This window comes from Streptomyces sp. NBC_01255 (assembly GCF_036226445.1).
Lineage (GTDB): Bacteria > Actinomycetota > Actinomycetes > Streptomycetales > Streptomycetaceae > Streptomyces.
Genome location: NZ_CP108474.1, coordinates 2,195,180 through 2,221,159, shown reverse-complemented (window position 1 = coordinate 2,221,159; position 25,980 = coordinate 2,195,180). Strand labels below are relative to the sequence as shown.

General features: G+C 71.6%; 25 protein-coding genes. 17 read left to right on the top strand and 8 right to left on the bottom strand.

The features are described 5' to 3' along the window. Nucleotides 1–61: 61 nt before the first annotated feature. Nucleotides 62–1,126 (bottom strand): septation protein SepH, encoded by a 1,065-nt coding sequence (gene sepH / locus OG357_RS09640; RefSeq protein WP_329620768.1) that lies wholly within the window; start codon nt 1,124–1,126, stop codon nt 62–64. Between the two features lie 450 nt (nt 1,127–1,576). Here sepH and OG357_RS09635 point away from each other — a divergent pair, with 450 nt between their 5' ends. Next, entirely contained in the window at nt 1,577–2,590 is a 1,014-nt protein-coding gene (locus OG357_RS09635) for a hypothetical protein (protein WP_329620767.1), read from the top strand. A gap of 3 nt (nt 2,591–2,593) precedes the next feature. Here the strand turns inward: OG357_RS09635 and OG357_RS09630 are convergent, their stop codons facing one another. Both OG357_RS09630 and OG357_RS09625 read right to left on the bottom strand, forming a co-directional pair. Continuing rightward, nucleotides 2,594–3,934, bottom strand: a complete 1,341-nt coding sequence (locus OG357_RS09630) for a D-arabinono-1,4-lactone oxidase (RefSeq protein WP_329620766.1) — start codon at nt 3,932–3,934, stop codon at nt 2,594–2,596. Next, nucleotides 3,873–5,138, bottom strand: a complete 1,266-nt coding sequence (locus OG357_RS09625) for an MFS transporter (protein WP_329620765.1) — start codon at nt 5,136–5,138, stop codon at nt 3,873–3,875. The genes OG357_RS09630 and OG357_RS09625 overlap by 62 nt, the downstream gene beginning before the upstream one ends. 207 nt (nt 5,139–5,345) lie before the next feature. Between OG357_RS09625 and OG357_RS09620 the strand changes: the two genes are divergently transcribed. Together OG357_RS09620 and OG357_RS09615 are read left to right on the top strand one after the other, a co-directional pair. After that, nucleotides 5,346–6,473: a ferrochelatase gene (locus OG357_RS09620; protein ID WP_329620764.1), complete on the top strand. Its 1,128-nt coding sequence runs from the start codon at nt 5,346–5,348 to the stop codon at nt 6,471–6,473. Between the two features lie 37 nt (nt 6,474–6,510). Then, nucleotides 6,511–7,311: an inositol monophosphatase family protein gene (locus tag OG357_RS09615; RefSeq protein ID WP_329625542.1), complete on the top strand. Its 801-nt coding sequence runs from the start codon at nt 6,511–6,513 to the stop codon at nt 7,309–7,311. Between the two features lie 77 nt (nt 7,312–7,388). Here OG357_RS09615 and OG357_RS09610 read toward each other — a convergent pair whose 3' ends face one another. Then, the gene (locus tag OG357_RS09610; protein WP_329620763.1) at nt 7,389–7,562 is read right to left on the bottom strand and encodes a hypothetical protein; all 174 of its coding nucleotides are present in this window, start codon (nt 7,560–7,562) and stop codon (nt 7,389–7,391) included. 384 nt (nt 7,563–7,946) lie between these two features. Between OG357_RS09610 and OG357_RS09605 the strand changes: the two genes are divergently transcribed. The 4 genes from OG357_RS09605 to OG357_RS09590 all read left to right on the top strand — a co-directional run bounded on the left by OG357_RS09605 (nt 7,947) and on the right by OG357_RS09590 (nt 11,624). After that, nucleotides 7,947–8,600 carry a response regulator transcription factor gene (locus OG357_RS09605; RefSeq protein ID WP_024758527.1) on the top strand — a complete coding sequence of 218 codons (654 nt, stop codon included), beginning with the start codon at nt 7,947–7,949 and terminating at the stop codon, nt 8,598–8,600. 4 nt (nt 8,601–8,604) lie between these two features. Next, on the top strand, nt 8,605–9,843 hold the full coding sequence (locus OG357_RS09600; RefSeq protein WP_329620762.1) for a sensor histidine kinase: 1,239 nt from the start codon (nt 8,605–8,607) through the stop codon (nt 9,841–9,843). Between the two features lie 395 nt (nt 9,844–10,238). After that, nucleotides 10,239–10,535, top strand: coding sequence for a DUF4193 domain-containing protein (locus tag OG357_RS09595; protein WP_003955561.1), 297 nt, complete (start codon nt 10,239–10,241; stop codon nt 10,533–10,535). Between the two features lie 12 nt (nt 10,536–10,547). Continuing rightward, nucleotides 10,548–11,624 carry a hypothetical protein gene (locus tag OG357_RS09590; protein ID WP_329620761.1) on the top strand — a complete coding sequence of 359 codons (1,077 nt, stop codon included), beginning with the start codon at nt 10,548–10,550 and terminating at the stop codon, nt 11,622–11,624. 58 nt (nt 11,625–11,682) lie between these two features. Here the strand turns inward: OG357_RS09590 and OG357_RS09585 are convergent, their stop codons facing one another. Beyond that, nucleotides 11,683–12,249, bottom strand: a complete 567-nt coding sequence (locus OG357_RS09585; RefSeq protein ID WP_329620760.1) for a DUF3093 domain-containing protein — start codon at nt 12,247–12,249, stop codon at nt 11,683–11,685. A gap of 58 nt (nt 12,250–12,307) precedes the next feature. On the opposite strand from OG357_RS09585, the gene OG357_RS09580 reads away from it, so the two are divergent. From OG357_RS09580 to OG357_RS09545, 8 genes are all read left to right on the top strand, one after another. After that, nucleotides 12,308–12,892, top strand: a complete 585-nt coding sequence (locus OG357_RS09580) for a PaaI family thioesterase (protein WP_317599941.1) — start codon at nt 12,308–12,310, stop codon at nt 12,890–12,892. Beyond that, complete coding sequence (gene dut / locus OG357_RS09575; RefSeq protein ID WP_024758522.1) at nt 12,892–13,404, top strand: dUTP diphosphatase; 513 nt, start codon at nt 12,892–12,894, stop codon at nt 13,402–13,404. Before OG357_RS09580 ends, dut begins: the two co-directional genes overlap by 1 nt. A gap of 1 nt (nt 13,405) precedes the next feature. Then, the gene (locus tag OG357_RS09570) at nt 13,406–14,167 is read left to right on the top strand and encodes a DUF3710 domain-containing protein (protein WP_329620759.1); all 762 of its coding nucleotides are present in this window, start codon (nt 13,406–13,408) and stop codon (nt 14,165–14,167) included. 237 nt (nt 14,168–14,404) lie between these two features. After that, nucleotides 14,405–15,157, top strand: a complete 753-nt coding sequence (locus OG357_RS09565) for an ABC transporter ATP-binding protein (RefSeq protein ID WP_443066651.1) — start codon at nt 14,405–14,407, stop codon at nt 15,155–15,157. 124 nt (nt 15,158–15,281) lie between these two features. Continuing rightward, entirely contained in the window at nt 15,282–17,828 is a 2,547-nt protein-coding gene (locus OG357_RS09560) for a sensor histidine kinase KdpD (protein ID WP_329620758.1), read from the top strand. A gap of 124 nt (nt 17,829–17,952) precedes the next feature. Beyond that, nucleotides 17,953–18,639: a response regulator gene (locus OG357_RS09555; protein WP_329620757.1), complete on the top strand. Its 687-nt coding sequence runs from the start codon at nt 17,953–17,955 to the stop codon at nt 18,637–18,639. Between the two features lie 58 nt (nt 18,640–18,697). After that, complete coding sequence (locus OG357_RS09550; protein WP_078627107.1) at nt 18,698–19,096, top strand: OB-fold nucleic acid binding domain-containing protein; 399 nt, start codon at nt 18,698–18,700, stop codon at nt 19,094–19,096. A gap of 3 nt (nt 19,097–19,099) precedes the next feature. Further along, a complete protein-coding gene (locus tag OG357_RS09545) occupies nt 19,100–19,852 on the top strand; it encodes a DUF3159 domain-containing protein (protein WP_329620756.1) in 753 nt (250 codons plus the stop codon). A 64-nt stretch (nt 19,853–19,916) separates the two neighbouring features. Here OG357_RS09545 and OG357_RS09540 read toward each other — a convergent pair whose 3' ends face one another. Then, nucleotides 19,917–20,594: a potassium channel family protein gene (locus tag OG357_RS09540; protein ID WP_329620755.1), complete on the bottom strand. Its 678-nt coding sequence runs from the start codon at nt 20,592–20,594 to the stop codon at nt 19,917–19,919. Continuing rightward, nucleotides 20,594–21,262: a potassium channel family protein gene (locus OG357_RS09535; protein WP_317599953.1), complete on the bottom strand. Its 669-nt coding sequence runs from the start codon at nt 21,260–21,262 to the stop codon at nt 20,594–20,596. Before OG357_RS09535 ends, OG357_RS09540 begins: the two co-directional genes overlap by 1 nt. A gap of 234 nt (nt 21,263–21,496) precedes the next feature. Between OG357_RS09535 and OG357_RS09530 the strand changes: the two genes are divergently transcribed. Both OG357_RS09530 and OG357_RS09525 read left to right on the top strand, forming a co-directional pair. Then, on the top strand, nt 21,497–23,554 hold the full coding sequence (locus OG357_RS09530) for an APC family permease (RefSeq protein WP_329620754.1): 2,058 nt from the start codon (nt 21,497–21,499) through the stop codon (nt 23,552–23,554). A gap of 105 nt (nt 23,555–23,659) precedes the next feature. Beyond that, nucleotides 23,660–24,988, top strand: a complete 1,329-nt coding sequence (locus OG357_RS09525) for a class I SAM-dependent RNA methyltransferase (protein ID WP_329620753.1) — start codon at nt 23,660–23,662, stop codon at nt 24,986–24,988. Nucleotides 24,989–25,278: 290 nt separating this feature from the next. Here OG357_RS09525 and OG357_RS09520 read toward each other — a convergent pair whose 3' ends face one another. Then, on the bottom strand, nt 25,279–25,971 hold the full coding sequence (locus OG357_RS09520; protein WP_329620752.1) for an alpha/beta hydrolase: 693 nt from the start codon (nt 25,969–25,971) through the stop codon (nt 25,279–25,281). Nucleotides 25,972–25,980 lie beyond the last annotated feature (9 nt).

Genomic DNA, 25,980 nt, shown 5'->3' with positions numbered 1-25,980 from the left:
GAAAGGCCCGCGCCGGCGATCTGCCCGGCGCGGGCCTTTCACGTACCGGCGCGTACGCCGGTCACTCCTGCTTCTTGCGCCGGGTGCCGAAGACGATCTCGTCCCAGCTGGGCACGGCGGCGCGGCGGCCGGGGCGGACGCCGTCGGCCTCGGCCTGGCGGTCGGTGGTGCCGGTGAGGCGGTCACGGTGACCCGATACGGCGCGCGGCATGAGGACGTCGGCGTACGCGGAACCCGCGCCCGCCGAGGCGGCCGGGGCCGGCGGCTCCTCCGCCTCCGGCTCCTCCGAGGGCTCCGTGTCCGGAGGCTCGGGCACGACCATGTCGCCGCGGAAGCTCGGGACGGCCTCCAGGAGGCTCGTCAGCGTGTCGCGCTCCTCCTCCGGCTCGGGCGCCGGGGCGGGCGTCCGCTCCAGCCGGTCCATCTGGCGGTCGAGCGCCCGGTCCAGGGGCCTGTCCCGGGGCAGCCGGGCGATGCGCGGCACGAAGGGGAAGCTCGGCTCCGGCGCGGCGGCGATCGTGTCGTCCGTCTCGCCGATCAGCGCCCGTGCCTCGTCGTCCACGGCCTGGACGAGCCGCCTGGGCGGGTCGTACGTCCAGCTGGCCGTGTGGACCTCGCCCGCGACGCGGTAGACAAGCAGCACCTCCCAGGTGCCGTCGTCACGCCGCCACGAGTCCCACTGCACGGTGTCCTTGTCGGCGCCGCGCAGGAGCAGCCGCTCCTGCACCGCCTCGCCGAGCTGCGGGCCGCTGTTCTCGCCGGGCCTGCGGACCGGGGTCTTGCGGGCCCGCTCCGCCATGAAGGCGCGCTCCGCGAGGACGGGGCCCTCGAAGCGGCGTACGCGGTCGACGGGGATGCCGGCCATCTGGGCGACCTCCTCGGCGGAGGCACCGGCACGTATCCGCGCCTGGATGTCACGGGGGCGGAGGTGGCTCTCCACCTCGATCTCGATCTGACCGAGACGCGCGCGGTCGTTGCGCACGGCGGCGCGGAGCCGCTCGTCGATCGGAAGTGTGTACTCCGTGCTGTCAGCAGCCTTCAGCACCAGTCGTGTGCCGTCGTTGGAGACGGCCACGACACGCAGTTCGGGCATGGGGACCTCCCGGGTGGTGCCTGCCGACGTCACGTGCGTCGCTGCTTCCGCTAGTCGAGTGTGGCCTGCCCGGGTGCAGCCTGCCACTACCTTGCCGAGTTGCCCGGCGTGTCGGGCATGGACCCTGGGGCGTCGTTATGGCACGGTTACCTGTTCGCCACTCAGAGTGACTGACGGTCACGCTGTGCAGCGGGTCTCCGTGCGGTGCGCGACGCCGCCGGTTCGAGTGCCGCGTTCGGCCCCCTCCCCGATCCCGGGCACCCGTGAAGGCGTCCGGACCCAGGGTTCGCCAATGTACTCCATTCGGGCCACTTGGGTGGACCGGCGCGCCGCCCAACTTCTCGGGCGGTACGGGAGTTGAGTCTCCGCGATCTTCCCCCTTACGTGTCCCTCTTCACAGAACCGGCAGAAGCGGAACTATTACCTCCGCCCATTTGTCCCTTCTGAGTGCAAGGCGAACGGATGAGTCATCAGGGGTCGGAGATGCGTCACAGGCCGGAGACCGACACGGACGAGCCGGAGAATCCGGAGAAGACGGAGGTGGGACAGGGGACGAGCATCACGGGGGAGAGCGATCGCGGCAGGAGAAGGATCGACCTGAGCGTGGCCCAGGTCTCGGGCAGTGCCCTGGCCGCGGTCATCGCCGCCAAGCTCGCCTCCACCCTCGGCGTGTACGGCACGATCGTCGGCGCCGGCATGATCAGCATCATCGCCACCTGCGGCGGTCCGCTGTTCCAGCACCTGTTCAAGCGCACGGGCGAGCAGGTGCGCGACGCGACCGCCGCCGCCAAGCCCAAGGCCCGTCAGGTGCCGTTCCCGGCCGCGCGTACGGCGGGGGACGGGGACCGGCAGACGATGATGCTCGGCACGATCACGCGCCCCGGGGCGTACGCGGTCCCGGGCGGCGAGCAGGCCGACGAGGAGTTCGGCGCGGCGACCACGCACGGCACCCGCGTCCGCGGCTGGAAGCGCCCGATGATCGCCGCGGCCCTGGTCTTCGGCGTCACCATGGGCGGCATCACGGCCTACGAGCTGGTCTCCGGCCAGGACTTCAGCGGCACCCAGGGGACCACCACCTTCGGCTCCGTCGTCAGCCGTGGCGGGAGCTCCGGGCAGGACGCGCCGGACCGGGACGAGAACCCCGCGCCGACGCCGTCCGGATCCGCCGGCGACACCGGACAGCGGGAGGGCGGCGACGGCACCCCCGCGACGGGCGCCACACCGGACCCGGGCGACCCGGGCACCGGCGGGACCGGCACCGCGACGCCCGACCCGGAGTCGACGACCGGGGGCTCCACCGACGGCGGGTCGACGCCCACCCCGACGCCGACCGGCCCCACGACCGACCCGACCGACCCGACGGAGCCGGCCGAGCCCACGGCCCCGACGGAGCCCACGGATCCTGCCGCGCCGCCGACCGCGCCGACCGAGGCCCCGACCACCGGCGCCGCCGATCCGGGGACGCCGTCGGCGCCCGCCACGGGCGCCGCCGGGTGACCGTCAGTCGCCCAGGACCCGGCGCAGATAGTCGTTGGCGAAGAGCCGGTCCGGGTCCAGCCGGTCGCGCAGCGCCGTGAACTCGGCGAAGCGCGGGTAGACCTCGGAGAAGTAGGCGGCGTCACGGGTGTGGACCTTGCCCCAGTGGGGACGCCCCCCGTGCGCCGTCATGATGCGCTCCACCGCGGTGAAGTACGCGCGGTGGGGCGTCCCCTTGTAGAGGTGCACGGCGATGTAGGCGGTCTCCCGCCCGGAGGCCGTGGACAGCGCGATGTCGTCCGAGGGGGCGGTGCGCACCTCCACCGGGAAGCTCACCTTGAGCGGTGAGCGCTCGACCATCTCCTTGACCTCGCGCAGCGCGTCGACCGCGGCCTCACGCGGCAGCGCGTACTCCATCTCCAGGAAGCGCACCCGGCGCGGCGAGGTGAAGACCTTGTACGGGATGTCGGTGTAGGTACGGGCCGACAGGGCCCGGCTGGAGACCTTGGCGATCGACGGGATGACCGGCGGGACCGCGCGGCCCACCGAGCAGGCCACCTGGAACAGCCCGTTGGAGAGGAGCTCGTCCTCGATCCAGCCGCTCACCTTCCCGGGAGGGGCGGCGGGGCCCGCGCTGCGGTTGTTGCGCTTGGTGTTGCAGTTGTCCGTGTGAGGGAACCAGTAGAACTCGAAGTGCTCGTTCTCCGCGTGCAGCGCGTCGAACTCCGAGGCGACCCGGTCGAAGGTCATCGGCTCCTCGCGCGCGGTGAGCAGGAAGACCGGCTCCACCGCGAAGGTGATCGCCGTGACCACACCGAGGGCGCCGAGCCCGATCCGGGCGGCCGCGAAGACCTCCGGATTCTCCTTCTCCGAGCACGTCAGCAGCTGCCCGTCCGCCGTGACCAGCTCCAGCTCGCGGATCTGCGCCGCTATCGAGGCGGAGTCGCGGCCCGTGCCGTGCGTGCCCGTGGAGGTGGCCCCGGCGACGGTCTGCTCCATGATGTCGCCCATGTTCGTGAGCGACAGGCCCTCCCGGGCCAGCGCCACGTTGAGCCGCTTGAGCGGAGTGCCCGATTCGACCGTGACGGTCATCGCCTCGCGGTCGAGCCGCCGGATCCCGGTCAGCAGCCCCGGCCGGATCAGCACGCCGTCGGTGGCCGCGATCGAGGTGAAGGAATGGCCGGTACCGACCGTCTTCACGCGCAGGCCGTCCGCGGCCGCCTTGCGCACCACCTCGGCGAGCTCCTCGGCCGAGGCCGGGCTCACCTCCCGTACCGGACGGGAGGTGACGTTCCCCGCCCAGTTACGCCACGGGCTGCTCGCCGTCCTGGTGCTCCCCGAGCCCGCTGTTGTCGTCCCGCTCACGCTTCCCCTCCCGGTCCGGTGCCGGCTTGCGCAGCCGGCGGTGTCCGAGGAGACCCACCGCGACCGCGACCGCACCCGAGACGACGGGCACCACGTACCCCGCTTCGGCCCCGGACGCGTCGACCACCCAGCCGGCGGCCGAGGAGCCGAGCGCCACGCCGACCGCGAGCCCGGTACCCGTCCAGGTCATGCCCTCGGTCAGCTTGGTGCGCGGTACGTGCGCTTCGACGAGGGCCATCGTGGTCACCATCGTCGGTGCGATGGACAGGCCCGCGACAAAGAGCGCCACGGCCAGCAACGGCAAGTTCCCGGCCAGTAGGAGGGGGATCATACTCACGGCCATCGCGCAGACGCCCAGGAGCCAGCGCCGGGACGGCTCGCCCTTGAGGTGCAGGAGGCCGAAGACGGCGCCGGCGAGGCAGGAGCCCAGCGCGTAGACGGCCAGGACGAGGCTCGCGGCCGCCTTGTGCCCCTGCTCCTCGGCGAAGGCCACGGTCACCACGTCCACGGAGCCGAAGATGGCTCCGGTGGCGACGAAGGCGAGGGCCAGGACCTGGAGGCCGGGGGAACGGAGCGCGGACACGCTCTTCTCGCCGCTCTCCCGCGGGTGCGGCACGGGCTCCGTCGCGCGCTGCGAGGTCAGCCAGAAGACGCCGATGGCCAGGAACACCCCGGCGAACAGCGGGCCGGCCTCGGGGAACCAGGTCGTCGAAAGGCCGATGGAGATGATCGGACCGAAGATGAAGCACACCTCGTCGACGATCGACTCCCACGAGTACGCGGTGTGCAGGCGCCGCTCGTCGCCCCGGTAGATCTCCGCCCACCGGGACCGGGTCATCGCCCCGATGCTCGGCACGACGCCGATGACGGCCGTGAAGACGAAGAGCGTCCAGTCCGGGCTCTTCTGCTGGACGCAGACGAGGAGTCCGGCGGCACCGGCGAGCGAGATCAGCGTCACAGGGCGGAGCACCTTGCGCTGTCCGTGGCGGTCGACCAGCCGCGAGACCAGGGGGCCGAGGACGGCGGCGGACATCGCGAGCATCGCCGAGAGCGCGCCGGCGAGGCCGTACCTGCCGGTGACCTGGGAAATCATGGTGACGACGCCGATGCCCATCATGGACAGCGGCATGCGGCCGAGGAGACCGGCGACGGAGAACGAGGTCGTTCCGGGCGCTGCGAAGATCGCGCGGTAGGGGCTGGGCAAGAGGCTCTCCGGATCTCCGTGCTCCGGAGCGGGCTCCGCGCGACGACTCAACACGTGTAATTAATAGCTAAAGCCTACGGTGTTGAAGTCGATCGGTCATCCCCCTTTTTCGGACGAGCACCCTGAATCAGGACGAGTACCCGCCGCCGGACGCCGTCGGTCGGGCCGAGCCCCCCACCGCCGGAGGCGGGTGGGAGGATCGGTGCCATGTCCGATCAGCACGATCCCGCCCCGTACGACGCCCTGCTGCTGCTCTCGTTCGGCGGCCCCGAGGGCCCGGACGACGTGGTCCCGTTCCTGGAGAACGTGACGCGCGGCCGCGGCATTCCGAAGGAACGGCTCAAGGAAGTGGGGCAGCACTACTTCCTGTTCGGCGGCGTCAGCCCGATCAACGACCAGAACCGCGCGCTGCTCGACGCGCTGCGGACGGACTTCGCGGAGGCCGGCCTCGGCCTCCCGGTCTACTGGGGAAACCGGAACTGGGCGCCGTACCTCACCGACACGCTCCGCGAGATGATCACCGACGGCCGGCGCCACATCGCCGTCCTCACCACCAGCGCGTACGCCTCCTACTCCGGCTGCCGCCAGTACCGCGAGAACCTCGCCGACGCGCTCGCCACCCTGGAGGCGGAGGGGCTCCCGCTGCCCCGCGTCGACAAGCTCCGGCACTACTTCAACCACCCCGGCTTCGTCGAGCCCATGGTCGAGGGCGTCCTCGCCTCCCTCGCCGACCTCGACCCGTCCGTGCGCGACGGGGCCCACCTCGCCCTCACCACGCACTCCATCCCCGACTCCGCCGCCGACAGCTCCGGGCCGGTCGCCGAGCACGGCGAGGGCGGTGCCTACGTGCGGCAGCACCTCGACGTGGCACGGGTGATCGTCGAGGCGGTCCGTGAGGCGACCGGCGTCGCGTACCCCTGGAAGCTCGTCTACCAGTCCCGCAGCGGCGCACCGCACATCCCGTGGCTGGAGCCCGACATCTGCGACCACCTGGAGGAGCTGCACGGCGCCGGGGTGCCCGCGGCCGTGATGGTCCCCATCGGCTTCGTCTCCGACCACATGGAGGTCCTCTACGACCTCGACACGGAGGCCACGGCCAAGGCGGCCGAGCTCGTCCTGCCCGTCCGGCGCTCGGCGACCGTCGGGGCCGACCCGCGCTTCGCCGCGGCCGTCCGCGACCTCGTCCTGGAGCGTGCCGCGGGCGAGCGGGGCACCCGGGTGGAGCGGTGTGCCCTGGGCGCTCTCGGCGCCTCCCACGACCTGTGCCCGATCGGTTGCTGCCCGGCCAGGGCGGAGCGGCCGGCGGCGGCCGGTGCCGACAGCCCGTACGCGTAAGGAGCCCCCTGTGACCGACCTGAACGGCGTGAACGACGTGAGCGACCCGCTACTCGCCGAACTGCTCGACCTCGGCCTGGAGGCCGCACGGCGGGCCGGCGCGCTGCTGCGCGACGGCCGGCCGGACGACCTGGCCGTGGCGATGACCAAGTCGAGCCCCATCGACGTCGTCACCGAGATGGACATCGCCGCCGAGAAGCTGATCACCGGCTTCCTCTCCGAGCACCGCCCGCAGGACGGCTTCCTCGGCGAGGAGGGCGCGTCGAGCCCCGGCACGAGCGGGATCCGCTGGGTGATCGACCCGCTCGACGGCACCGTGAACTACCTCTACGGCCTGCCCACCTGGGCGGTCTCGATCGCCGCCGAGCGGGACGGCGAGACCGTGGTCGGCGTGGTCGAGGCGCCGATGCGCGGCGAGACGTACCGGGCGGTCCTCGGCGGCGGCGCGTACGCGGGGGAGCGGCGCCTCGCCGTCCGCCCGTCGCCCGAGCTCGACCAGGCCCTCGTGGGCACGGGCTTCGGATACGTGCAGTCCCGTCGCGCCCATCAGGCCGACGTCGCCCAGCGCGTGATCCCGCGCGTCCGCGACATCCGCCGGGGCGGTTCGGCCGCGATCGACCTCTGCGACGTCGCGGCGGGCCGCCTCGACGCGTACTACGAGCGCGGACTCAATCCCTGGGACCTCGCCGCGGGGGCGCTCATCGCCCGCGAGGCGGGCGCGCTGACCGGCGGCCGACCCGGGGAGCCGGAGTCCGGTGAGCTGACCCTGGCGGCCTCCGCGGGCGTCTTCGCGCCCCTCCAGGAGCTCCTGGAGGAGCTCGGAGCCTGGCACGACTAGCGAGACCGGACGTGCGAGGGCCCCGGAGCCGGTACGGCTCCGGGGCCCTCGACGCGTGTACGTACGGGCCGGGCCGGTCAGACGCCCGGCACCGCGACCTCCACGCCGTGCTCGGCGGCCAGGCGGTGCAGGTCGTCCAGCTCGGCCTGCTCGACGTCCGCGAGGAAGTCGTCGCCCGTCTCACGAGCACGCGTGAGGTCGGTTTGCGCGGCCCTGATCCGGTGCAGCAGTCCTGCGGTGAAAGCGTCCATCGTGCGCCCCCTCGTCGTGGGTCCGGTGGCACGGGGGTGTGCCGAGGGTGGATGGATCACACACTGCTGCCTCTGGGGGACAGAAGGCGGTAGGTGGCGCGCCACATACAGGGCGTGATCACGGGGTGTGCAGACGTCCTCCCCACCCCCTTCCTCATAGAAACCTCAACTGGCCCGTGAATCAGGTGAATTCTTCGCGGGCCACCGCGGACGGAGTCACGCGCCCCACCGCACGCCCCCTCCGCACCACCCCCGCGCCCCGGCCCTTGCACACCCGTCTTACAGCCGGTTTACGCGCGTTCGGGGCAGGATGGACACGCACAGTCAGTGCTCAGGTTTCAGCCGGTCCGCCTTCGGGCCGCGGCTCAAGGGAAGGACTACGACGTGCGCGTACTCGTCGTCGAGGACGAGCAGCTGCTCGCCGATGCGGTGGCCACCGGACTGCGCCGGGAGGCCATGGCCGTCGACGTCGTGTACGACGGCGCCGCGGCGCTGGAGCGCATCGGGGTGAACGACTACGACGTCGTCGTCCTCGACCGCGACCTCCCGCTCGTCCACGGCGACGATGTCTGCCGCAAGATCGTCGAGCTCGGCATGCCCACGCGCGTGCTGATGCTCACCGCGTCCGGCGACGTCAGCGACCGCGTCGAGGGCCTGGAGCTCGGCGCGGACGACTACCTCCCCAAGCCGTTCGCCTTCACCGAGCTCACCGCCCGCGTGCGCGCGCTCGGCCGGCGCACCACGGTGCCGCTGCCGCCCGTCCTGGAGCGCGCCGGCATCAAGCTCGACCCGAACCGCCGCGAGGTCTTCCGCGAGGGCAAGGAGGTCCAGCTCGCGCCGAAGGAGTTCGCCGTCCTGGAGGTCCTCATGCGCAGCGAGGGCGCCGTCGTCTCGGCCGAGCAGCTCCTGGAGAAGGCCTGGGACGAGAACACCGACCCCTTCACCAACGTCGTGCGCGTCACCGTCATGACCCTGCGCCGCAAGCTCGGCGAGCCCCCGGTCATCGTCACCGTGCCCGGCTCCGGGTACCGGATCTGACCCGATGCCCACCACCTCAGTGCCGCACCCCCAGGCGCCGCCGAAGCCGACCTGGGACCCCAGGGACCCCGTCCGGCCGCTGCTGCGCCCGACCATCCGGATACGGCTCACACTGCTGTACGGCGGGATGTTCCTGATCGCCGGTGTACTGCTGCTCTCGATCATCTACCTCTTCACGGCGCAGACGCTGGGCGAGAGCGCGGCCAAACTGCCGTTCGAGATCGTCGAGGGCAAGGTGCAGCCCACCACCTCCTGGTGCGAGCTGCCCGTCCAGGGCAGTGGCAAGCAGTTCAACGACGCCGTGTCGGTCTGTCTGCGATACCAGAGCGACCAGGCCCTGGAGGACCTCCTGCGGCGCTCGCTCTTCGCCCTGCTCGGCCTGAGCATCATCGCCTTCGCCTTCGGCTACGCCATGGCGGGGCGGGTGCTCTCCCCGCTCGGTCGCATCACCCGGACCGCCCGCCAGGTGGCCGGTTCCGACCTGTCCCGGCGGATCGAGCTGGACGGCCCCGACGACGAGCTCAAGGAGCTCGCCGACACCTTCGACGAGATGCTGGAGCGCCTGGAGCGGGCCTTCACCGCCCAGCAGCGGTTCGTCGCGAACGCCTCGCACGAGCTGCGGACCCCGCTCGCGATCAACCGCACGCTCCTGGAGATCCACGCCTCGGACCCCGAGGCCCCGCTGGCGCTCCAGCAGCTGGGCAAGACCCTGCTCGCCACCAACGAGCGCAGCGAGCAGCTCGTCGAGGGCCTGCTGCTGCTCGCCAGGAGCGACAATCAGATCATCGAGCGCAAGGCCGTCGACCTCGCCGAGGTCGCCTCCCGGGCGGTCGACCAGACGCACGCGGAGGCCGTGGCCAAGGGCGTCGAGATCCGGGGCGAGCGCGCTCCGGCGGTGGTCCAGGGCAACGGCGTCCTGCTGGAGCGGATCGCACTGAACCTGCTCCAGAACGCCGTGCGGTACAACGTGCCGGAAGGAGGCTGGGTGGAGGTCACCACGGAGGTCCAGCACGGCCAGGCTGTCCTGGTCGTCTCGAACACGGGACCGGTGGTCCCCGCGTACGAGATCGACAACCTCTTCGAGCCGTTCCGGAGACTCCGGCAGGAGCGCACCGGCAGCGACAAGGGGGTCGGTCTCGGCCTGTCGATCGCCCGGTCCGTGGCTCGCGCCCATGGCGGCCGTATCATCGCGGAGCCCCGCGAGGGCGGTGGTCTCGTGATGCGTGTCACTCTGCCGATCTGACACACTGCACGAGCCGACCGGTTCCGTTCGCTTTGCGCGGAATTCTCGGGCCCCGATTCTGAGACGCTCATGTGTGATCGATCACAGGAGAGGGTGTCCGGACCTCCACTCTCCGTGACCGAGAAATCCCTCGGAAAACCAGGAAAAGTCCGGGTTTCCGGGGCCCGGAATGACGGGAAGTACACGGGGTGGCGCCTGTGAAGGGCACCCGTAGGACCGTGTACGGTCCGGTTCGCCACCCCAAGCCGATCACTCGTGAGAGCGCTCGACGGGTGTCGATTGAGTAACAGACCTTGATGTGAGGCAAAATCTCCGCCTCAGGTCGGGCACAAGTCCGACCTCTCACGCGTTACGTGCGCTGGAGACACCGCAACTACCCAGAGGGGGAGAGCGACATGGCAACGGATTACGACACCCCACGCAAGACCGACGACGACGTCGACTCGGACAGCCTTGAAGAACTGAAGGCCCGCCGGAACGACAAGTCGACCTCGACCGTCGACGTCGACGAGTTCGAGGCCGCCGAAGGCCTGGAACTGCCCGGCGCGGACCTCTCGAACGAAGAGCTGGCCGTCCGGGTCCTGCCGAAGCAGGCCGACGAGTTCACGTGCATGAGCTGCTTCCTCGTGCACCACCGCAGCCAGCTGGCCCGGGAGAAGAACGGCCAGCCGATCTGCCGCGACTGCGACTGAGATCGCCCGGCCGTGGCAGGCGAGACACCGTCCCGGAAGCGGCGTCTCCGGCTCCCTGGGAGCTCGGAGACGTACAAGGGCGGCATGAGCCCGGCGGAGGGTGCCCAGACGGCCCCTGACGCCGAGCAGGCCGCTTCCCTGCCCTCCCTCGGTGCGCGTGACGACGAGCGGGGCCCTTCGGCCTCGCTCGAAGCCGTCGTCGCGGACATCGAGGCGGTGACCGGTGTGCGCGTCGAACCGGCCGCCGGGCCGGATGCGACACGGCTCCCCGCCGAGCTGAGCGAGGGCCGTGGCGAAGCACGCCACGGGCGTCTGGACGCCGTCAGGCGGCTGGCCAACCCGGCGCGGGCACAACTCGACAAGATCAAGATCGACAGCGACCGGATCGACGCCGTCCGGCGCGGCGTCGCGCAGAGCGTCAAGGACGGCGTGAAGCGCGGCGGCGACAGCGCCAAGGCCGGCATCGGTCATCTGGCCGACCGGCTGATCGATCTCGCCCCGCGGATCCCGGTCCGCGACCTGGCGACCCTGCGCAAACAGTTCCCCGGGCTCGGACCCGAGCAGATCGCCGACAAGCTCGTCACGGGCGCGGCGAACGCGAGCTCGACCGTCGGCGCGGGCGTCGGCGCCGCCGCCATGCTTCCCGTACCGCCGGCCATGCCGGCCGAACTGGCGGCCGAGATCACCGGCGTCGCCGCCGTGGAACTCAAACTCATCGCCGAACTGCACGAGGTGTACGGACTGCGCCCACCGGGCCGGATCACCCAGCGCTCGATGGCCTATCTGACCTCCTGGGCCGAGGAGCGGGGCATCGACCCCTCCAAGCCCACCACGGTCAACGCGGCGCTCGGAGGTCAGCTCAAGCGCGAACTGCGCCAGCAGATCATGAAGCGCATGGTGCGCAACCTGCCGAACCTCACGCCCTTCATGGTCGGCGCCGCCGTCGGAGCGGTCATGAACCGGCGCGACACCAAGAAGCTCGCCGCACACATCCGCAAGGACCTGCGCGCCCGCCAGGTCCCCTGGGACGCCCTCCGCGGGCTGCCCCCACTGGACCAGCCCGAGAACCCCAAGGAGCTCGGCTTCTAGCCGTGCCCCTGGCCGGGCCGGACGAGGAGACCCGGCCGCCCGGCGCGGCGGCGCGGGGTCAGGCCTCGGCGCGTACGGACTCCAGGGCGGCCACCAGGGCCTCCGGCTCGCGGCTGGACAGGTACACGTAGGGCGTCGGGTCTGCCGCGTCCGTGACCTCGACCCGTACCGCCCGCGGCACATAGCTGCGCATCAGCATGAAGGCGCGCGGGTCGGCCTTGTAGGTGCGCCAGGCGCGCGCCTCCTCCGCGTCCAGCACCTCGGCCGCCCCGAGCGCCGAGACCGGGATCCGCGCGTCGCCCGCCACCAGTGAACCGGCGACCACCCGGACCCGGGCGGAGCCGTACGAGGAGACCGCCGCGCCGGCGAGCACCGCCGCCACGATCAGACCGCCCAGCATCGGGACGTTCCCCAGCGGGAACATGACCAGGCCGCCGGAGACGCCGAGCAGGCCCGCGATGACCCACCACGAGCGGGGCGCCGTCAGCCGCTCGTCGAAGCGTGGCGCGGTCGCCGCCGAGGCCGTCACCGGGGAAGACGCGACGGGCGTCCCGGTGGGCGACTCGGCGGACGGCACGGGCGAAGGCTCGGAGGAGGGGGCGGGGGACGGCACGGAAGGCTGCATGCGTCCAAGCTTGGCACGGCGCGACCCGCGCCCGGCCGCGCGGGTAAGGTCTGCGCCTGTGACTGCAACATCTGCCGCCCTCACCCCGCCGGCCGACGCCATACCGCCGGTACGCCACCCCGACGCCCCGGCCCCCGGCGAGCTGCTCGGTTCGCACTACGCGTACTGCTTCGGGTGCGGCGGCGGGCAGCCCCACGGCCTGCACCTGGAGGCGCGGGCGGGCGAGGGCGTGACCGTCACCGCCGAGTTCACGGTGACCCCCGACCACCAGGGCGCCCCCGGCCTCGCGCACGGCGGCGTCCTCGCCACCGCGCTCGACGAGACCCTCGGCTCCCTGAACTGGCTGCTGCGGGTCATCGCCGTGACCGGCAGACTGGAGACCGACTTCGCCCGGCCCGTCCCGGTCGGCACCGTGCTCCACCTGGAGGCCGCGGTCACCGCCGTACACGGCCGCAAGATCTTCTCGACCGCCGTCGGCCGGATCGGCGGGCCCGAGGGCCCCGTCGCCGTCCGCGCCGAGGCACTCTTCATAGAGGTCAAGGTCGACCATTTCATCGACAACGGCCGCCCGGAGGAGATCCAGGCAGCCATGTCCGACCCCGACCAGGTCCGGCGCGCCCGCGCCTTCGAGGTGAACCCCTGATGCGCAACCCTGTCGACGTACTGATCCGGCGAGTGGACCCGGAGGTGCCGATCCCGGCCTACGGGCACCCCGGCGACGCCGGCGCCGACCTCGTGACCACCGAGGCCGCCGTCCTCGCCCCCGGGGAGCGCGCCGTGCTGCCCACCGGCGTCTCCATCGCGCTGCCGGACGGGTACGCGGCCTTCGTGCACCCGCGCTCCGGCCTGGCCGCCCGCTGCGGAGTCGCCCTCGTGAATGCCCCGGGGACGGTGGATGCCGGGTACCGTGGAGAGATCAAAGTGATCGTGGTCAATCTCGACCCGCGCGAGAGCGTGCGGTTCGAGCGGTTCGACCGGATTGCCCAACTGGTCGTCCAGCAGGTCGAGAAGGTTCGCTTCCACGAGGTGGCGGAGCTTCCCGGCTCGGCGCGGGCCGAGGGGGGCTTCGGGTCCACCGGCGGCCATGCCGCCGTGGACGGCTCAACGGGTGGGAATCGATACGCTTCGGTCGTATCCGACCGGGAAGGACAGTGACGTGTTCGGACGTCGCAAGAAGAGCGGTGCCGCTGAGGACGCAGCGGGCGAGGCCGAGCAGGTCGTCGACGAGGTCGGCACCGACGAATCGGCCGACGCGCCGCGTCGGGTGAACCTTCCGCCGGCGCCCCGGCCCGACGGACCGTGGGACCTCTCCGAGGTCACCACGCCGGAGGACGGCCGCGTCGACCTCGGGGGCGTTTTCGTGCCCGGAGTCGAGGGCATGGAGCTGCGGGTCGAGGTGGCGGGCGACGCGATCGTCGCGGCCACCGTCGTGCTGCGCGACAGCGCCGTGCAGCTGCAGGCCTTCGCCGCCCCCAAGAACGAGGGCATCTGGGGCGAGGTCCGTGACGAGATCGCCACGGGCATCATCCAGCAGGGCGGTGTCATCGACGAGGTCGAGGGCCCCCTCGGCTGGGAGCTGCGGGCCCAGGTCCCCGTACAGCTGCCCGACGGCAACCGCGGCGTGCAGCTCGTGCGCTTCGTGGGCGTCGACGGACCCCGCTGGTTCCTGCGCGGAGTGATCTCCGGGCAGGGCGCGGTGCAGCCGGACGCGGCCGGGCTCCTGGAGCAGATCGTGCGGGACACCGTGGTCGTCCGCGGCGAGGGCCCGATGGCCCCGCGCGACCCGATCGTCCTCAAGCTGCCGAACGACGCGCAGATGGTGCCGGACGGTGTCCAGCAGGAGGAGCAGGCGGAGTCGCGCTTCTCCGGCGGCATGGGCCAGCTCCAGCGCGGCCCGGAGGTCACCGAGATCCGCTGAGCCGCGATCGAGACACGAGCGGTGGGCCGCTCCCCGTACGCGATGTACGGGGAGCGGCCCACCGGCCGTTTTCCCCTAGGGCCTGCCCGGCGGATCATGGCCGGGGTCCGGGCCTGCCCGGCGGATCAGGGTCGGACAGGCCCCGGGGGGTGTCCGGCTTGATCGGCAGGACACCCCCCAGTACGGTCGCGGGCTCTGGCCCTGGGATCCGGCGGCGGACCATACTGGCGGGCGCACATGTTCGAGGAGGGGGAGCACACGGTGAGTGAGAGCAGCACGCGGTCCGCAACGGCCGTCGCCGAGGACCCGGCCGGCCTGCCGATGGTCCGGGTCGAGGGCCTCCGGCGTTCGTACGGCACGGGCGAGGCCGCGGTCCACGCCCTGCGCGGGGTCTCCTTCGACATCCCGCGCGGCGAGCTCGTCGCCCTCAAGGGCCGCTCGGGCTCCGGCAAGACGACCCTGCTCAACCTCGTGGGCGGACTCGACAGCGCCGACGGGGGCCGGATCGTCATCGACGGCACCGACCTCTCCACGCTCGGCGAGAACGGGCTGCTGGAGCTGCGCCGCGACCGGATCGGCTTCATCTTCCAGTCCTTCGGGCTGCTCCCGATCCTCTCCGCCGCCGAGAACGTCGGCGTGCCCCTCCGGCTGCGGAAGGCCGACCCGAAGGAGCGCGAGGAGCGGGTCGCGCTGATGCTCTCCCTCGTGGGCCTCGCCGACCACGCGGCCCAGCGACCCGGCGAGCTCTCCGGCGGCCAGCAGCAGCGGGTCGCCATCGCCCGCGCCCTCGCCAACAAGCCGGCCCTGCTGATCGCCGACGAGCCGACCGGCCAGCTGGACGCGGAGACCGGGCTCGCCGTCATGGAGCTGCTGCGCGCGGTGGTGCGCAGCGAGGGCTGCACGGCCCTGGTCGCCACGCACGACCCCCAGCTCCTTGGCCTGGCGGACCGGGTCCTGGAGCTCAGCGACGGCGAGATCATCGAGCACTGAGGGCCGGGGCGGTTTCCTGCGGTGCCGCCCCGACAGCCGTCCCGACATCAGAATCACGTCAATACCGCACCGCGGGCTCCGCTCGCGTGCGGAATGTCCGATTGGCTGGACGTATGGTCGTGCCATGGGACGCGGCAAGCTTCGGATCTACCTCGGCGCTGCGCCGGGCGTCGGCAAGACGTACGCGATGCTCTCCGAGGGACACCGCCGCATCGAGCGCGGTACGGACTGCGTCGTCGCCTTCGTGGAGCACCACGGACGGCCGCGTACGGAGGTGATGCTGCACGGCCTGGAGCAGGTCCCGCGCCGGACCCTGGACTACCGGGGCGCCACCTTCACCGAGATGGACGTCGACGCGGTCCTGGCCAGGAAGCCGGCCGTCGCCCTCGTCGACGAGCTCGCCCACACGAACGTCCCCGGCTCCCGGAACCCCAAGCGCTGGCAGGACGTCGCCGAGCTCCTCGCGGCCGGAATCGACGTCGTGTCGACGGTCAACATCCAGCACCTGGAGTCGCTGGGCGACGTCGTCGAGTCGATCACCGGGGTACGGCAGCGCGAGACCGTCCCCGACGAGATCGTCCGCCGCGCCGACCAGATCGAACTGGTCGACATGTCGCCCCAGGCCCTGCGCCGCCGCATGGCCCACGGCAACATCTACACGTCCGACAAGGTCGACGCGGCCCTCTCCAACTACTTCCGCCCCGGCAACCTCACCGCCCTGCGCGAGCTCGCGCTGCTGTGGACGGCCGACCGGGTCGACGAGTACCTCCAGCAGTACCGCGGCGAGCACAACATCCGCTCCACCTGGCAGGCCCGTGAGCGCATCGTCGTGGGCCTGACCGGCGGCCCCGAGGGCCGCACGCTCATACGGCGGGCCACCCGGCTGGCCGAGAAGGGCGCGGGCGGCGAGGTCCTCGCCGTGTACATCGCCCGCAGCGACGGCCTCACCGCCGCCTCGCCGAAGGAACTGGCCGTCCAGCGGACCCTCGTCGAGGACCTCGGCGGAACGTTCCACCACGTCATCGGCGACGACGTTCCCTCCGCGCTCCTGGAGTTCGCCCGCGGGGTCAACGCGTCCCAGATCGTCCTCGGCTCCAGCCGCCGCCGCACCTGGCAGTACGTGTTCGGCCCCGGCGTCGGCCAGACCGTGGCCCGCGAGTCCGGTCCCGACCTCGACGTCCACATCGTCACCCACAGCGAGGTCGCCAAGGGGCGGGGGCTGCCCGTCGCGCGCGGGGCGCGGCTCGGCCGGTCCCGGATCCTCGGCGGCTGGCTGGTCGGCGTCGGCGGACCCGCAGCCCTGGCCCTGCTCCTCACCCATGTCGACGCCGACCTCGGCCTCGCCAACGACATGCTGCTGTTCCTCGCGCTGACCGTCGCCGCCGCGATGCTCGGCGGGTTCCTGCCCGCGCTCGCGTCGGCGGCGGTCGGCTCCTTCCTCCTGAACTGGTTCTTCACCCCGCCCGTCCACCGGATCACCATCGCCGACCCCAAGAACATCGTCGCCCTCGCCGTCTTCCTCGGCGTCGCGATGGCCGTCGCCTCGGTGGTGGACCTGGCGGCCCGGCGCACCCACCAGGCGGCCCGGCTCCGCGCCGAGTCCGAGGTGCTCTCGTACCTCGCGGGCAGCGTGCTGCGCGGCGAGACCAGCCTGGACGCACTCCTCGAACGGGTCCGCGAGACCTTCTCGATGGAGTCGGTGACCCTGCTGGAGCGGGCGGACGAGGTCGAGCCCTGGACCCGGGCGGCGAGCGTGGGCCCCCACCCGGTCGCACGGCCGGAGGACGCGGACGTGGACATGCCGGTCGGCGACCGCTTGGCGCTGGCGCTGACCGGCCGGGTCCTGCCCGCCGAGGACCGGCGCGTCCTCGGTGCCTTCGCCGCGCAGGCGGCGGTCGTCCTGGACCGGCAGCGGCTCGTCGGCGAGGCCGAGGAGGCCAGGAAGCAGGCCGAGGGCAACAAGATCCGTACGTCCCTGCTCGCCGCCGTCAGCCACGACCTGCGGACCCCGCTCGCGAGCATCAAGGCCTCCGTCTCCTCCCTCCGCTCCGACGACGTCGAATGGTCCGAGGAGGACCGCGCCGAACTCCTCGAAGGCATCGAGGCGGGCGCCGACCGGCTCGACCACCTCGTCGGCAACCTCCTCGACATGTCCCGCCTCCAGACCGGGACCGTCACGCCGCTGATCCGCGTCGTGGACCTCGACGAGGTCGTGCCGATGGCCCTTGGGGGAGTGCCCGACGGCAGCGCCGAACTCGACATCCCCGAGACGCTGCCGATGGTCGAGGTCGACAAGGGCCTGTTGGAGCGGGCCGTCGCCAACATCGTCGAGAACGCCGTGAAGTACAGCCCCGACGGCGAACCCGTCTGGGTCGCGGCCAGCACCCTGGGAGAACGCGTCGAACTGCGCGTCGTGGACCACGGCCCCGGAGTGCCCGACGAGAGCAAGGACGGCATCTTCGAGCCGTTCCAGCGCTTCGGCGACGCCCCCCGCGGCGCCGGTGTCGGGCTCGGCCTCGCGGTCGCCCGCGGCTTCGTCGAGGCCATGGGCGGCACCCTCGCCGCCGAGGACACCCCGGGCGGCGGGCTGACCATGGTGCTCACCCTCAGGGCCGTGCAGGGCGGGCCCCCGGATCCGGCCGTGGAGCTTCCGGCGCATGCCGTGAGCTGAGCGGGCGGCGGCTTTCGTCCCGCGTGCGCTCGCGTACCGCGCCCGCTCTCGTACACATCAGCAAGAGTCACCCCACTCACCCAAGCCGCCCGCAACGGGCACCGAAGAAGGTAGGTCCCCCTCCATGACCCGGGTCCTCGTGGTCGACGACGAGCCACAGATCGTCCGCGCCCTGGTGATCAACCTCAAGGCGCGGAAGTACGAGGTCGATGCCGCACCCGACGGTGCCAGCGCCCTCCGGCTGGCCGCCGAGCGCCACCCCGACGTCGTCGTCCTCGACCTCGGCCTGCCCGACATGGACGGCGTCGAGGTCATCAAGGGCCTGCGCGGCTGGACGAGGGTGCCGATCCTGGTCCTCTCCGCCCGCCAGACCTCCGACGAGAAGGTCGAGGCGCTCGACGCCGGCGCCGACGACTACGTCACCAAGCCCTTCGGCATGGACGAGCTGCTCGCGCGGCTGCGCGCGGCCGTGCGCCGCGCCGAGCCGGTCGGCGGTGCCGAGGACGGTGTGGTGGTCGTCGCGACCGAGGGCTTCACCGTCGACCTGGCGGCGAAGAAGGTCCACCGCGACGGCCGGGACGTCCGGCTCACCCCCACCGAATGGCACCTCCTGGAGGTCCTCGTCCGCAACGGCGGCCGGCTGGTCAGCCAGAAGCAGCTGCTCCAGGAGGTCTGGGGGCCCTCGTACGGCACGGAGACCAACTACCTCCGCGTGTACATGGCGCAACTGCGGCGCAAGCTGGAGGCCGACCCCTCGCACCCCCGCCATTTCGTCACCGAACCGGGCATGGGCTACCGCTTCGAACGGTGAAGCGAACGTCGTGTGTACAGCCGGTCCTGGTGGCAGTGGAGGCCGGTACGCTTTCTGTATGAGTGCTGCACCGCGTACAGAGAAGCCGGCCGGTAGGTTCCGCCGGATGCTCGACCGGCTCTCCTCCACCCCGGAGGACCTGGAGTCGGAGGAGCTCCAGGAGGACGCCGAGGCCACGGGGTGCACCCGCATCTGTGACTGCTCCGACCGCCAGATAGTCAAGGTGACTGGTACCTTGCGCACGGTCACGCTGCGTCCCAGGGCCGGTGTGCCCGCGCTGGAGGCCGAGCTCTTCGACGGCACGGCACCGCTGGACGTCGTCTGGCTGGGCCGCCGCTCCATCGTGGGCATCGAACCGGGCCGCAAGCTGATCGCCTCCGGCCGGATCTCCATGAGCCACGGCCGACGGGTCCTCTTCAACCCCAAATACGAGCTCCGACCGCTCGGACAGGAGTAGCCGGTGACGTCCCTCGACAAGCCGACCACGGATCAGGGCGCCCAGGCCCCGCAGGACGCCCAGGCCTCGAAGGAGGTCACCGAGGCCGCGCTGTTCGAGGCCTTCGGCGGCCTGCGGGGCATGATCGAGACGGTCGTGCCCGGCCTGCTGTTCGTCACGATCTTCACGATCAACAAGGACCTGCACATCTCGGCGATCGCCGCGCTCGCGGTCTCGCTGGTCCTGGTCGCCGTCCGGCTGATCCGCCGCGACACCGTCAAGCACGCCTTCAGCGGCGTCTTCGGTGTCGCCTTCGGTGTCGTCTTCGCGATGATGACGGGCAACGCCAAGGACTTCTACCTGCCGGGCATGCTCTACACGCTGGGCCTCGCCCTCGCGTACATCATCACCACGGTCGCGGGCGTCCCGCTGATCGGCCTGATCCTCGGCCCGGTGTTCAAGGAGAACCTCTCCTGGCGCACCCGCAACCCCGGCCGCAAGAAGGCCTACGCGAAGGCCAGCCTGGCCTGGGGTTTCATCCTGCTCGCCAAGTGCGCGATCCTCTTCCCCATGTACTGGTGGGCCGACACCACCAAGTTCGGCTGGGTCCTCGTCGCCCTGAAGATCCCGCCGTTCCTGCTCGCGGTCTACCTCACCTGGATGTTCCTCGCGAAGGCGCCGCCGCCGATCGACGTCTTCGCCGAGATGGAGGCCGAGGAGCGCGCCGAGAAGGAGCGCAAGGCGGCCGCCGCCGCGCAGAGCCACCCGGAGGCCTGAGGCGGCACGGAGGAGGGCCCGGACCTGACGTACAGGTCCGGGCCCTCCCGCGTACCACGCGTGATCAGGACTCGGTGGCCTCGCGGCGGACCTGCAACAGGTCCTCCAGCTGCTCCTCGCGGGCCTGCGCGGCAACGAACAGCAGCTCGTCGCCGGCCTCCAGAGTCTCCTCCGGGCTCGGCGTCAGCACCCGCGAACCGCGGATGATCGTCACCAGCGAGGTGTCCTCGGGCCAGGCCACGTCCCCGACCGAGGTGCCGGCGACCGCAGACTCCGGCGGGAGCGTCAGCTCGACGAGGTTCGCGTCGCCGTGGCTGAAGCGGAGCAGCCGGACGAGGTCGCCGACGCTCACCGCCTCCTCGACCAGGGCCGACATGAGGCGCGGCGTCGAGACGGCGACGTCCACGCCCCACGCCTCGTTGAACAGCCACTCGTTCTTCGGGTTGTTCACCCGGGCGACGACCCGCGGCACGCCGTACTCGGTCTTGGCGAGGAGCGAGACGACCAGGTTCACCTTGTCGTCGCCGGTCGCCGCGATCACCACGTTGCAGCGCTGGAGCGCCGCCTCGTCGAGGGACGTGATCTCGCAGGCGTCGGCGAGCAGCCACTCCGCCTGCGGCACCCGCTCCACCGAGATGGCGGTCGGCGCCTTGTCGATCAGCAGGACCTCGTGCCCGTTCTCCAGGAGCTCGCCCGCGATGGAACGGCCCACCGCACCCGCGCCCGCAATAGCGACACGCATCAGTGACCGCCCTCCTCAGGACCCTCGGCGAAGGCCTCCTCGACATTCGCGATGTCGTCCGTACGCATCATCACGTGCACCAGGTCACCCTCCTGGAGCACCGTCTGCGAGGTCGGCAGAATCGCTTCGCCCAGGCGGGTGAGGAAGGCGACACGGACGCCGGTCTCCTCCTGGAGACGGCTCACCTTGTGGCCGATCCAGGCGGGGGAGGTGTGCACCTCCGCGAGCTGCACGCCGCCGCTCGGGTCCCTCCACAGCGGCTCCGCGCCGGAGGGCAGCAGCCGCCGCAGCATCTGGTCGGCGGTCCAGCGGACCGTCGCGACCGTCGGGATCCCGAGGCGCTGGTAGACCTCGGCACGGCGCGGGTCGTAGATCCGCGCCGCCACGTTCTCGATGCCGAACATCTCGCGGGCGACGCGCGCCGCGATGATGTTCGAGTTGTCGCCGCTGCTCACCGCGGCGAAGGCACCGGCGTCCTCGATCCCGGCCTCGCGCAGCGTGTCCTGGTCGAAGCCCACACCCGTGACGCGCCGTCCGCCGAAACCGGACCCCAGACGACGGAAAGCCGTCGGGTCCTGGTCGACGACCGCGACGGTGTGCCCCTGCTGTTCGAGGGTCTGCGCGAGAGCGGCTCCCACTCGCCCGCAGCCCATGATGACGATGTGCACGTCCCCTTACCCCGCACTCCTGATCGCCCTACTGACCTGCGAAAACACCCTGCCCACAACTTTCCTCGCCCGATCCGCCCGGGCCGCGGCGGACAACGCCCTGCCGGGTTGCCCGGTCCGAGCTTATGCGGCAACGCTGGCGGGGACCGCATCCGAGGTGGTACTCAGGGAGATTCCGTGCCGATCGGGGGTGCCGGTGAGCATGGCGGATTTCGAACGCTTACGATCCTCTCCGTGTCCAAACTGACCGACGTGCCCAAACGGATCCTGATCGGGCGGGCCCTGCGCAGCGACAAGCTCGGGGAAACCCTTCTCCCGAAGCGGATCGCCCTCCCCGTCTTCGCCTCCGACCCGCTGTCCTCGGTGGCGTACGCGCCAGGCGAGGTACTGCTCGTCCTCTCCGTCGCGGGACTGTCGGCCTACCACTTCAGCCCGTGGATCGCGCTCGCGGTCGTCGTCCTGATGTTCACGGTCGTCGCCTCGTACCGCCAGAACGTGCACGCGTACCCGAGCGGCGGCGGCGACTACGAGGTCGCCAACACCAACCTCGGGCCGAAGGCCGGACTCACCGTGGCGAGCGCCCTGCTCGTCGACTACGTCCTCACCGTGGCCGTGTCGATCTCCTCGGGCATCGAGAACCTGGGATCCGCGATCCCGTTCGTCGTCGAGCACAAGGTGGCCTGCGCGGTCGCCGTCATCGTGCTCCTGACGCTGATGAACCTGCGCGGGGTCAAGGAGTCGGGCAGCCTCTTCGCCATCCCGACGTACGTCTTCGTCGCCGGCGTCTTCATCATGATCGCCTGGGGCGCGTACAAGGGGATCGTCCTCGACGAGCCCATGAAGGCCCCCACCGCCGACTTCGAGATCAAGCCCGAGCACGAGGGACTCGCCGGTTTCGCACTGGTCTTCCTGCTGCTCCGCGCCTTCTCCTCCGGCTGTGCCGCGCTCACCGGCGTCGAGGCCATCTCCAACGGCGTTCCCGCCTTCCGGAAGCCGAAGTCGAAGAACGCCGCCACGACGCTCGCCCTCATGGGCGGCCTGGCCGTCACCATGTTCTGCGGCATCATCTTCCTGGCCATGGCCACCGACGTGCGAATGGCCGAGAAGCCCGCCCAGGACCTGCTGCTCAACGGCGAGCCGGTCGGCGAGGGCTACGTCCAGGACCCGGTCATCTCGCAGGTCGCGGCCGCCGTCTTCGGCGACGGGACGTTCCTCTTCATCGTGCTCGCCGCCGCCACCGCGCTCGTCCTCTTCCTGGCGGCCAACACCGCCTACAACGGCTTCCCGCTCCTCGGCTCGATCCTCGCCCAGGACCGGTACCTGCCGCGCCAGCTGCACACCCGCGGCGACCGCCTCACCTTCTCCAACGGCATCGTGCTCCTCGCGGGCGCCGCCGCACTCCTCGTCTGGGTCTACGGGGCCGACTCGACGAAGCTCATCCAGCTCTACATCGTCGGCGTCTTCGTCTCCTTCACGCTGAGCCAGATCGGCATGGTCCGGCACTGGAACCGGCACCTGAAGACGGAGAAGGACCAGGCCAAGCGCCGCCACATGTTCCGCTCCCGCGCGATCAACACGTTCGGCGCCTTCTTCACCGGCCTCGTCCTCGTCGTCGTCCTCGCCACCAAGTTCACCCACGGCGCGTGGGTCGCCCTGCTCGGCATGGTGATCTTCTACGGGACGATGAGCGCGATCCGCCGGCACTACGACTCCGTCTCCGCGGAGATCGCCGCCGCCGAGGAACGCCCCGACGAGTACGTACGCCCCTCCCGGGTCCGCTCCATCGTCCTCGTCTCCAAGCTCCACAAGCCCACCCTCCGCGCCCTGGCCTACGCCAAGCTCATGCACGCGCACGAGCTGGAGGCGCTGACCGTCAACGTCGACCCGGTCGAGACGAAGGCGCTCAGGGAGGAGTGGGAGCGGCGCGGCATCAACGTCCCGCTCAAGATCCTCGACTCGCCGTACCGCGAGATCACCCGCCCGGTGATCGAGTACGTCAAGAGCATCCGCCGCGAGAGCCCCCGCGAGGCCGTCTCCGTCTACATCCCCGAGTACGTCGTCGGCCACTGGTACGAGCACCTGCTCCACAACCAGAGCGCCCTGCGGCTCAAGGGCAGGCTGCTCTTCACCCCGGGCGTCATGGTGACCTCCGTCCCGTACCAGCTCCAGTCCTCCGAGGCCGCGAGGAAGCGGGCCAGGAAGCGCCAGGACTGGAACGCGCCGGGCTCGGTGCGCCGCGGCCCGGTCGAGAAGCGCCAGAAGGAATCGGCCGCGAAGAACACCCAGACCTGAACCGGTCGCAAAGAACAACCGGAAAAGAACAACTAGACTGGTGGGCTGCCGTCCGAAGTATCCGGACGACGGCCCACCGTCACTTCCTCTTGGAGTCCCCCCGCCATGCAGAACACCCCTGTTTCGTCGTTGGTCGGGGAAGAGTACGAGGTCGAGGTCGGCCCGGTGGCCCACGGCGGGCACTGCATCGCCCGCACCGAAGAGGGCCGCGTCCTCTTCGTCCGCCACGCGCTGCCCGGTGAGAAGGTCGTCGCCCGCGTCACCGAGGGCGAGGAGACCTCCCGCTTCCTGCGCGCCGACGCGGTCACGATCCTCGACCCGTCCAAGGACCGCGTCGAGGCCCCCTGCCCCTTCGCGGGCCCCGGCAAGTGCGGCGGCTGCGACTGGCAGCACGCCAAGCCCGGCGCCCAGCGCCGCCTCAAGGGCGAGGTCATCGCCGAGCAGCTCCTGCGGCTCGCCGGGCTCACCCCGGAGGAAGCCGGCTGGGACGGCACCGTCATGCCGGCCGAGGGCGACAAGCTGCCGCCGGGCGAGGTCCCGCAGTGGCGCACCCGCGTCCAGTACGCGGTCGACGCCGAAGGCCACGCGGGCCTCCGCAAGCACCGCTCGCACGAGGTCGAGATCATCGACCACTGCATGATCGCCGCCGAGGGCGTCTCGGAACTCGGCGTCGAGAAGCGCACCTGGGAAGGCATGGCCACGGTCGAGGCCATCGCCGCCTCCGGCTCGAACGACCGCCAGGTCATCCTGACCCCGAAGCCCGGCGGCCGCCTCCCGCTCGTGGAACTCGACAAGCCGGTCTCCGTCCTCCGCGTCGACGAGAAGGACGGCGGAGTCCACCGCGTCCACGGCCGCGCCTTCGTGCGCGAGCGGGCCGACGAGCGCACCTACCGCGTCGGCAACGGCGGCTTCTGGCAGGTCCACCCGCAGGCCGCCCAGACCCTCATGCTCGCCGTCATGCAGGGCCTCACCCCCCGCAAGGGCGACAGCGCCCTCGACCTCTACTGCGGCGTCGGCCTCTTCGCGGGCGCCATCGCCGACCGCGTCGGCGAGCGGGGCGCGGTCCTCGGCATCGAGTCGGGCAAGCGCGCCGTCGAGGACGCCCGCCACAACCTGGCCGGGTTCCCGCGCGTCCGCATCGAGCAGGGCAAGGTCGAGTCGGTCCTCCCGCGCACGGGCATCACGGAGGTCGACCTCATCGTCCTGGACCCGCCCCGCGCCGGCGCGGGCAAGCAGACCGTCCACCACCTGGCCGGCCTCGGCGCCCGCCGCATCGCCTACGTCGCCTGCGACCCGGCGGCCCTGGCCCGCGACATCTCCTACTTCGCCGACCGCGGCTACCGCGTCCGCACCCTCCGCGCCTTCGACCTCTTCCCGATGACGCACCACGTGGAGTGCGTGGCGATCCTGGAGCCGGTGAAGAAGGACGCCTGACCTCCGGTCGTCGCGGATGCCGGTGACGGCCCTACGGCCAATGGTCGTGCCCGTCGTGCCCGGTTCGCGTCTCCTCGGACTGTTCGGGTCCCCGGCGACCACGAGGCGCGGTCGAGAGCGCCTGCGCCGAGGGCGCCGCATCCCACTGCGGAGGTAACAGCCATCCCACCGGCAGGGAGCGCGGAACGCACTCCTTGTCGGCAGCCGACCGGCCGGGCGTCAGGGCCGGTACGTTCTCGCCGTTGGCGCCGTGTGCACCGGGTGCGCGATCCCCACCGGTGCGGGCGAGGTCAGCCGAGTCGTTCCTCGAGTCGGGCGTACAGCTCGGTGACGGCGGCGTCGGCGGCCGGGGAGATGGGGAAGAGGTTGAGGAAGGTGTGGATCAGGCCGTCGTAGGTGCGGGCGAAGACGTCCACGCCGGCGTCGGTGAGGGCTTCGGCGTAGGCGTTGCCCTCGTCGCGGAGGGGGTCGTACTGGGCGGTGCCGATGACCGCGGGGGCGAGGCCGGTGAACTTCTCGGCGCGCAGCGGGGAGACCTGGAAGGAGCCGCGGACGGCGGGGTCGTCGCCTGCGTAGAGGTGTTGGAGGTCCAGGACGTCCTGGGTGCCGAGGACGTAGCCCGTGGCGTTCTCGGTGCGTGAGGGGTGGTCGCCGACGAAGTCGGTGGCGGGGTAGACCAGGAGTTGGGCGGCGAGCGGTCGGCCTTCGTCGCGGAAGGTGAGGGCGACGGCGGCGGCCAGGTTGCCTCCGGCGCTGTCGCCGGCCACGGCGAGGCGGTCGCGGCGGCCGCCGTAGTCGTCGATGCGGTCGGCCACCTGGTGGGCGGCGGCGAGGCAGTCGTCGTAGGCGGCGGGGAAGGGATGCTCGGGGGCCAGGCGGTAGTCGACGGCCACGACCACGGCGTTCACGTCGCGGCACATCCGCCGGGTGACATCGTCATGGGTGTCGAGGTCGCCGGTGAGCCAGCCGCCGCCGTGAAGCACCGCCGCTCA